The sequence below is a fragment of the Streptomyces sp. NPDC030820 genome, assembly GCF_055572075.1.
Genome location: NZ_JBVIEB010000005.1, coordinates 88,246 through 96,797, shown reverse-complemented (window position 1 = coordinate 96,797; position 8,552 = coordinate 88,246). Strand labels below are relative to the sequence as shown.

Genomic DNA, 8,552 nt, shown 5'->3' with positions numbered 1-8,552 from the left:
GTGGCTGAACCTCGGCGCCACCTTTCAGGAGCTGCGTCGCTACGAGGAAGCCTTGGACGCCCGTCAGCAGGCTCTCGACGTCTTCGGTGCCCTGGGTGACGTCCACGGCCAAGCCACGACGTGGATGAACCTCGGCAATACACTTCAGGAGCTGCGTCGCTATGACGAAGCCCTGGACGCCTATCAGCAGGCTCTCGACGTCTTCGGCGACTTGGGCGACACCCACTCCCGAGCCACGACGTGGATGAACCTCGGCGCCACCTTTCACGATCTGCGTCGCTACGAGGAAGCCCTGGACGCCTATCAGCAGGCTCTCGACGTCTTCGGTGCCCTGGGCGACACCCACTCCCGAGCCACGACGTGGATGAACCTCGGCAATACACTTCACGATCTGCGTCGCTACGACGAAGCCCTGGACGCCCATCAGCAGGCTCTCGACGCCTTCGGCGGCCTCCGCGACACTCACGCTCAAGCCATGGCGTGGCTGAACCTCGGTATGGCGCTGCGAGGCCGTGGCGAGTTCGGTCCGGCGGAGGAAGCAGGGAAAAGGTCGGCAGCGCTGTTCGAGGAGGTGGGGGACGGCTTCCGACGAGGTAAGGCGCTGGCCGAATTGGCGCGGACCTTGTCGCAGGCGGGGCGCGCGGAGGGTGAGGTGCAGTCAGTGCGGGAGGCAGCCGCGGAGTCGCTGCGCGCGGTCGGTGCCGACGACGAAGCGGAGCGAGCGCTGAGGGAGATCGAGGGCGGGTAGCAGTATCTCGATCAGGCGGCCGTCCGTGGCGGCGCGGGTTGTCGTGGAAGACCTGGCTGGTGAGCCAGGAGCGGTGGGCCGCCGCGACGGGGTGGGCGCCCGGGTGCGGTCCGATGAGCCGGCGGCCGCGAGCGTTGAGGGCGTGCAGTCGAGCAGGACCCGTGCCATACGGCCGAGCACCGACGGCTCGCGCCGCAGCGCCGCCCGCAGTTCCGGCGCCGGCCGCCCCCCGGCCCCGCCGAGTTCGGGTCGTAGACGGCGGTGTTGAGGCCGACAGCAGTGCTGGACACCGTGCCCAGGGGGTACCGGCATCCACCATGATGTCGACGGCCGGCGCGGCGCTCGCGCTGAGCGCCAGGGCGCCGGCGCCGGCGCCGGCCACGAGTACCGCGACCGCGCCCGCGACAATGCGGCGGCGCGTTCGGTTACGGCGGTGCGTGCCGCCGTATCCGATGTTCTTCAGATCCCTTTCGTGCCGTGCGCCGGTCGCCGAGAAATCAGCGTCGGGGCGGCAACCTTCTCGTCTCCTGCGGCAACTGGGAGCCGGAAGGCCGAGTCGAACTACCGGATGGACGGGCATGAGGGCAACGAAGCACGCCGCGCCGCAACCGTGGCGCAGGCGCGGACTGGTCACGGGTATTCCCTTGGGGCTGCTGGTCGTCGGTGTGCTGGTGTGCCTGGCCCTGACCGTCCTCACCGGGAGCGGAACCGGTGCCGGGCGGGCAGCCGACGCGTCCGCCGCAGGCGCGCGGGCGGCCGCCCCGTCCGACGCCGGGTCGGCGGTGGGCGGCGGTGCGGGTGCGACGGTGCACCCGACGGCCTCGGCCAGTCCCACGATCCCGGCCTCGGCCTCGGCCACGCCGCCTTCGGTTTCGGCCACTGCGACGGCCTCGGCCACCAGTACCGCGCCCGCGAGCTCCAGGGTGGCGGCCCTGGCCGGACGGATCAGACCGGCCGTCAGCTACCAGGGAGTCGCCACCGCCTACGCCGCTGGTGACGGCAGTGGCTCCTGCCTGTACGGGGCGTCCGACGACCTGATGGTCGCGGCGATGAACGTCACCGACTACGAGTCGGCCAAGGCGTGCGGGGCCTACGTGCTGGTCCGCGCGGCAAGCGGGGCCACCATCACGGTACGGATCGTCAACGAATGCCCGTCGCCCTGCGCGCCGGGGCAACTCGACCTCAGCCGGCAGGCGTTCGCCAAGCTCGCCGATCTGTCGGTGGGCCGGCTCGCGATCACCTGGTCGCTGCTGAGCCCGGACCTGCCGGGCACGATCGCCATCCGGTACAAGACCGGGTCCACCAAGTGGTGGTGCGGGATCCAGGTGATCGGCCACCGGAACCCGGTGGCCGCGCTGGAGGTGCGGACCGCCGGCGGCTGGCGGCGGCTGCCCCGCACCGACTACAACTACTTCCTGTCCGCCGATGGCACCGGCTGCGGCGGGGCGCTCAGGATCACCGACATCTACGGGGAGCGGCTGACCGTCGACGGCATCGCCGTGCGGCCGGACGTCGCGCAGCCGACCGGCGTCCAGTTCGCCCGGCATTGACCAGCCCGCCGGTCAGCCTTCACCGGCCCGCAACCGAGCACGAGTGCCGTTCGTATCCGGGGCTGGGCACTGTTAGGCTGCCGCCCCGATTGTTAAACGCGCAACCAACGCGCACATCATTGCCAGGAGAGGGCGACCGGGGGATGGTCCTCGATGACGCGTCCGCGGAGTTCCACGAATTCTTCGAACGCCACTATGCCGAACTCGCCCGTCTAGCACACCTGCTGACCGGCGAAACCGACGCGGCGGACGACCTCGCGGCGGATGCCCTGGTCGCCCTGTGGCAGCGCTGGGACCGGTTGCGGCAGGCCGACCACCCGCTCGCCTACGCCCGCGGTGTGGTGGCCAACCTGGCGCGCGGACGGATCCGCAGCGCGGTGCGCGAGCGACTCCGGATCACGCTGTTCTGGTCCCGCAGCCCCGAGAAGGTGGAGGGGCCGGACATGGCGGCCGTGCTGGACGTCCGCGCGGCGCTCGCCCGGCTGCCGTTCCGCAAGCGCGCCTGCGTGGTGCTGCGGCACGCCTTCGACCTGTCGGAGAAGGACACGGCGGCAGCGCTGGGCATATCGGTCGGTACGGTGAAGAGCCAGACCTCGAAGGGAATGGCCGAGCTGGAAAGGATACTGGGCGCGCGAGCGGTCGGGGACCTGGTGGCAGGGAGGAGGAACCGGTGAACGAGGAGATCGCCCGTCGGCTGCGCGAGGCCGCCGAGGCCCACCGGCCCGACCGTGCGAGGATGCTGGCCCGGGTGCAACGCGGCATGGCCGGCCCCGCCGTCCGTCACCGCGCGCGGCCGTTCGCGAGGTCCGGGACCAGGGTCGCGCTCGCCGGGCTCGCCGCCACCGGCATCCTGGCGACCGGCGGCCTCGCCGTCGCCGCCATCGTCGCGCACTCGTCGCCGTCGGCCACCGTGACCACGCCTGCCACCCCGTCCCCGACCGTCAGCTCCCCGCACCCGACATCGGGCCGCCCCACCCCTGTCGCGCCGGCCCCCGCCACCACCCCGGGCAGCGCGCGCCCGACTCCGTCGGCCACCAGTCCATCGCCGACCGCCGGCGAGAGCCACAACGGGGCACTGTGGTCGGCCGGCTCGGTGGACCCGCACAGCACCGTCTACTGGACGCAGAGCAACCTCGCCCTCAAGACGACCCGGCCGCTCACCTCGCTCACGATCGAGATGCGGATCGTGCAGACCGGCGGGGTGAAGATCACCGGCACCTGGCAGACCCTGCCGAGTGCTGACTTCACCGTCACCGCTCAGGAGGCCGGCGGCACGCTGGTCTACCGCTGGGTCCTCAAGCCGGGCCTGACCGTGCCGGCCGGGAGCTATGAGTTCGCCGCCCAGTTCAACAACGGCACCGGCGTGCGCAGTGCCGCGGGCGACGGCTACCGCGTCGACGCACAGGGTCCGAGCGGCCCCGCGTCGGCCCGGGGAGGGTTCGTCCCGACCCGGTGAACGCCGCTGTGCGGCAAGGGGACGAGTTCCCTTGCCGCACAGCTCCGTGGGAAAACAAGTACCCGAACTGCTGGTACGGGGTCCAGTCGGCGTAGGTGGCGTCCATGGTCGGTGACGGCGGCCGTGAAAATTCTTCCCGCGATCGCGGCAACCTTTGTGTGCGTGGCGGCAACTGGCGAGTAACCAGGGCCGGATCAAGGCCCGTTGTGCCAGAAGGACATGCCCTTGTCAGATCAGAACCGCTCTCATCGCCGCCGTCCGGCAACCCGCCGCGTGCTCGCCGCCGCCGTGGTCCTCGCCGCCGCGGGTGCCGCCGTACCCCTGGTCGCCCAGGCCGCACACACGCCCAAGGCCCGCACGCCGACCCTGGCCGGTGCAGCGGCCGGCAGCGGCCGTTACTTCGGTACGGCGGTGTCCTCGGGCAGGCTCGGGGACTCGACGTACTCCACGATTCTCGACCGGGAGTTCAACATGATCACCCCGGAGAACGAGATGAAGTGGGACACCACCGAACCGTCCCGCGGGAACTTCAACTTCGGCCCGGCCGACTCGATCGTGGGCCACGCCGCCGCGCACGGCCAGCGCATGCGCGGGCACACCCTGGTCTGGCACTCCCAACTGCCCGGCTGGGTCAAGTCCATCACCGACGCCAACACCCTGCGCAGTGTGATGGACAACCACATCACCACCGAGATGAGCCACTTCAAGGGCAAGATCTACGCCTGGGACGTGGTCAACGAGGCGTTCGCCGACGGCGGCAGCGGTCAGCACCGCAGCTCGGTGTTCCAGGACGTGCTGGGCAACGGCTTCATCGAGGAAGCCTTCCGCACGGCCCGGGCCGCCGACCCCTCGGCCAAGCTCTGCTACAACGACTACAACATCGAGAACTGGTCCGATGCCAAGACGCAGGGCGTCTACGCGATGGTCAAGGACTTCAAGTCCCGCGGTGTACCGATCGACTGCGTCGGCTTCCAGAGCCACTTCGGCGCAGGTGGCCCGCCGGCCAGCTACCAGACCACTCTGTCCAAGTTCGCCGCGCTCGGCGTGGACGTCCAGATCACCGAGCTCGACATCGCCCAAGCGTCGCCGACGGCGTACGCCAACACCGTCCAGGCGTGCATGAACGTCGCCCGCTGCACGGGCATCACGGTGTGGGGCATCCGCGACAGCGACTCCTGGCGCACCGGTGAGAACCCGCTGCTGTTCGACGCGAGCGGCAACAAGAAGCCCGCCTACAACGCGGTGCTCACCGCCCTGGGCGGAAGCAGTGGCGGCACGCCGGGCGGGGGCATCACCTCCGGCACGGTCTACACGCTCTCCGACGTGGCCGCCGGACGCGTTCTCGACGAGCCCGCGGGGTACAACGGCAACGGCACCCCGCTCCAGGTGTGGGACGCCAGCGGTGCCTCCAACCAGCAGTGGCGGGCCGCCCGGAACAGCGACGGCTCCTACACGCTGACCAACGTCGCCAGCGGCCGGGTACTGGACGAGCCGGGCAACCAGACGGGCAACGGGACGAGGATGCAGGTCTGGGACTCGGGCGGCGGCGCCAACCAGCACTGGCGGGCCGGCCGCAACAGTGACGGCTCCTACACGCTGATCAACGTCGCCAGCGGCCGGGCGCTGGAGATCCCCGGCGGTCGGACCGCCAACGGCACTCCCGTCCAGATCTGGGACTCCAACGGCGGCGCCCACCAGCACTGGAACCTAAGAGCTTCGACGCCCGCGCCGGCGGGCGGCACGTGTGCTCTTCCGTCGACATACCGGTGGTCGTCGACGGGTGCGTTGGCGCAGTCGGCGAACGGGTGGGACGCGGTGAAGGACTTCACCGACGTGGTGTACAACGGCAAGCACCTGGTCTACGCGTCGAGCGTGTCGGGATCGTCGTACGGCTCGATGATGTTCAGGCCCTTCACGAACTGGTCGGACATGGCGTCGGCCGGCCAGACCGGGATGAGCCAGTCCGCGGTGGCGCCCACGCTGTTCTACTTCGCGCCCAAGAAGATCTGGGTGCTGGCGTCCCAGTGGGGCGCGTCGCCCTTCGTGTACCGCACGTCGAGCGACCCCACCGACCCCAACGGCTGGTCCGCGCCGCAGCCGCTGTTCACCGGCAGCATCCCCAAGACTGAATCTCCCACCGGCCCGATCGACCAGACACTGATCGCCGACGACCAGAACATCTACCTGTTCTTCGCCGGTGACAACGGCAAGATCTACCGGGCGAGCATGCCGATCGGGAACTTCCCGGGAAGCTTCGGCTCGTCGTACACGACGGTCATGAGCGACTCGGTGAAGAACCTGTTCGAGGCGCCGCAGGTCTACAAGGTCCAGGGCCAGAACCAGTACCTGATGATCGTCGAGGCTCGGGGGGCGAACGAGCAGCGCTACTTCCGCTCGTTCACCGCCACCAGCCTGAGTGGTTCCTGGACTCCGCAGGCCGCCAGCGAGAGCAACCCCTTCGCGGGCAAGGCCAACAGCGGTGCCACCTGGACCAACGACATCAGCCACGGTGACCTGGTCCGCACCAACCCCGACCAGACCATGACCATCGACCCCTGCAACCTGCAGTTCCTCTACCAGGGCAAGTCCCCCACCGCGAGCGGCCCCTACGACCGACTGCCGTGGCGGCCGGGCGTCCTCACCCTGCAGCGCTGACCGCTACTCACCGCCTCGTCGAGGAGCCCCAGCCGTGCGCCGGCTGGGGTTCCCATCGTTTGGGGACCAGACGGAGGCTCGGCGAGGCTTGTCGGGCTGATGGGTGGGCTCCTGCTCCTGCGCGGTGTGGGCGCCGGCGTCCCGGGCCGCATTCACTTTCCGCCACATCGGCGCATTCATCGACCGGGACGGCCCGCGCTGTCCCGGCCTCGCGGTCGAACTCGGCTTCCCCGCCGTCACCTGTCAGCACGATCATCCCCTTCGCCGAGGCCGCCTCGATCGGCGCCCGCACCGACGGCGGCACGGCCGGCGCCGACCGAGAAGTCCTCAGCCCGACGAAGATGACGAAATGCGCCCCCATCGAAGCGATGGGGGCGCATTCGTCAGCTTCGCCTACTTGAGTGCTGTACCGCCTGAGTTGTGGTACGCGATCGTCTTGTTGATCAGGTTTCCGCCGTCGGTTTCGACCGTGGTCTGTTCCTGCTGTCCTGGACCGAAGAACAGGCCGGCGACATGGGCGTTCGCCACCTGGTCCATGTGTGCGAAGAACCAGTCCACCTTGTCGTCCTTGTAATGGTTGAGGGTGTTGTTCTGCGCCATGTTGCCCACGGGGATCTGCCACAGGGCCACCGGCTTGCCCACGGACTCGGCCATCGTCTTGTAGAACTGCAGCGTGGCGGCGGCCTTCTGGTCGTTCCAGAAGTGGTCACTGCCGCCGTGGGCCGGCTGTGCGTACCAGCCGGCGTCGCGGTCCGACACGTCGGTGGCCAGGAAGTCGGCGTTCTTCGCCTCGAGGTTCGCGTAGTCCTTGACGCATGCCTGTGTGTTGGTCTGCCAGTCGAAGCAGGAAAGGTGCATTCCCACGGCGGTGTTCGGCGCGTACTTGTGCGCCATCGAGATCAGGCACTGGGCCAGGCCCGTGGCGCTGTTCTCCTGCGATCCGCAGTCCGTCGGATTCGAGGCCGTGACCTGTGCGGGAACCTGGTGCGGATTGCCGAGCGACCGGACGTAGCCCCAGAAGTCGGGCTCGAGGTCGATCGCGTCGTGCGACGTGCCGATCTTCTGAAGGAAGAAGCGGTAGTCGTTCAGGTACCGGGTGAGCAGGTCGGTCCTGTTGATGGCCTTGACCTCGCCCGGACCGTCGCCCTCGCCTGCCGCATCCCCGAGGTCGCGCAACGAGTACCAGGTCCACAGCATCTTCTGCGGACGCGCGCTGCCCTTGTACGTCGCCTGGGCCGCCACGCTGTCCCGCCAGGTCACGTAAGTTCCGGGCGCGGTGGTGCTGCCGTTCCAGCAGCCCCACCAGCCCGACCAGTCGTCGTGGCAGCGCGCTGCCGTGTAGTAGTCCGACGAGGGCGCGGGCTGGCTGTGCACATAGGCGTACCGCACGTCGAACGGCGCGGCGGCCGCCGAGGCGTCGGACATCGAGCCGCCGATGAGCACCGTGCTGCTGCCCATGAAACGCTTCGTCGAGCTGCTGTTGATTGCGGTCGGAGACGGCGTCGACGACGGGTGCGAGCTGCTCGGAGCCTGGCTGGTGGGAACGCTGCTGCTCGGCGCGGTGGGCGTACCGGAGCTGCCGACACTCCCGGCCGGGACGAGTTGCCACTGCTGAGTGGCGCCGCCCCGGTCGCGGTTCTGGACGACGTTGCCCCCGTCGGTCTTGGCGGCGTTGTGGATATCGACAGCCATGCCACTGAAGCGATTGACCAACCGCACGTAGCCATTCGACGACTTGGCCAGTTTGAACTGCTGGTTGGTGCCGTTCAGGTCTTTCCACTGCACGAGGGCGGAGCCGGCGGTCTTCGACCAGCCGAGGTCGTCCAGCACCTTGCCGGAGTTCCGGTTCTGCAGCCGGTAGTACCCGTCACCCGCGTCGATGAACCGCCACTGCTGGTTGGGGCCGCCATGACGGCTCCACTGCACCACCGCCGCGCCGTCGTTCGTGGCGAAGGCGCGGTCATCCAGCACCTTGCCGCTGTTGCGGTTGACCAGCACGTACCACTTCTTCAGGTCCAGGGTTTTCTGCTCGGCCGAAGCCTGGCTGACCACGACAGCCGAGCCGGCCACGACCACCATGGCGAGACCAGCCCACAGACCCCGACGCGCGAGCAACCGCCGGCCACGATGCTTGGGGCGACCA

6 protein-coding genes are annotated in these 8,552 nt (G+C 69.4%); 5 read left to right on the top strand and 1 reads right to left on the bottom strand.

Annotated features, from left to right (window positions below; all coding sequences use genetic code 11):
- From ACZ418_RS15405 to ACZ418_RS15385, 5 genes are all read left to right on the top strand, one after another.
- On the top strand, positions 1 to 748 hold a 748-nt coding region (locus tag ACZ418_RS15405; RefSeq protein WP_468362490.1), incomplete at its 5' end, for a tetratricopeptide repeat protein.
- A gap of 578 nt (positions 749 to 1,326) precedes the next feature.
- Positions 1,327 to 2,298 carry an expansin EXLX1 family cellulose-binding protein gene (locus ACZ418_RS15400; protein WP_468362488.1) on the top strand — a complete coding sequence of 324 codons (972 nt, stop codon included), beginning with the start codon at positions 1,327 to 1,329 and terminating at the stop codon, positions 2,296 to 2,298.
- A 143-nt stretch (positions 2,299 to 2,441) separates the two neighbouring features.
- Complete coding sequence (locus tag ACZ418_RS15395) at positions 2,442 to 2,972, top strand: SigE family RNA polymerase sigma factor (RefSeq protein WP_158927019.1); 531 nt, start codon at positions 2,442 to 2,444, stop codon at positions 2,970 to 2,972.
- Complete coding sequence (locus tag ACZ418_RS15390; protein WP_468362486.1) at positions 2,969 to 3,754, top strand: hypothetical protein; 786 nt, start codon at positions 2,969 to 2,971, stop codon at positions 3,752 to 3,754. The genes ACZ418_RS15395 and ACZ418_RS15390 overlap by 4 nt, the downstream gene beginning before the upstream one ends.
- A gap of 219 nt (positions 3,755 to 3,973) precedes the next feature.
- Positions 3,974 to 6,409, top strand: a complete 2,436-nt coding sequence (locus tag ACZ418_RS15385; RefSeq protein ID WP_468362484.1) for a non-reducing end alpha-L-arabinofuranosidase family hydrolase — start codon at positions 3,974 to 3,976, stop codon at positions 6,407 to 6,409.
- Positions 6,410 to 6,802: 393 nt separating this feature from the next.
- Here ACZ418_RS15385 and ACZ418_RS15380 read toward each other — a convergent pair whose 3' ends face one another.
- The gene (locus ACZ418_RS15380; protein ID WP_468362482.1) at positions 6,803 to 8,488 is read right to left on the bottom strand and encodes an RICIN domain-containing protein; all 1,686 of its coding nucleotides are present in this window, start codon (positions 8,486 to 8,488) and stop codon (positions 6,803 to 6,805) included.
- Between the last annotated feature and the right edge of the window lie 64 nt (positions 8,489 to 8,552).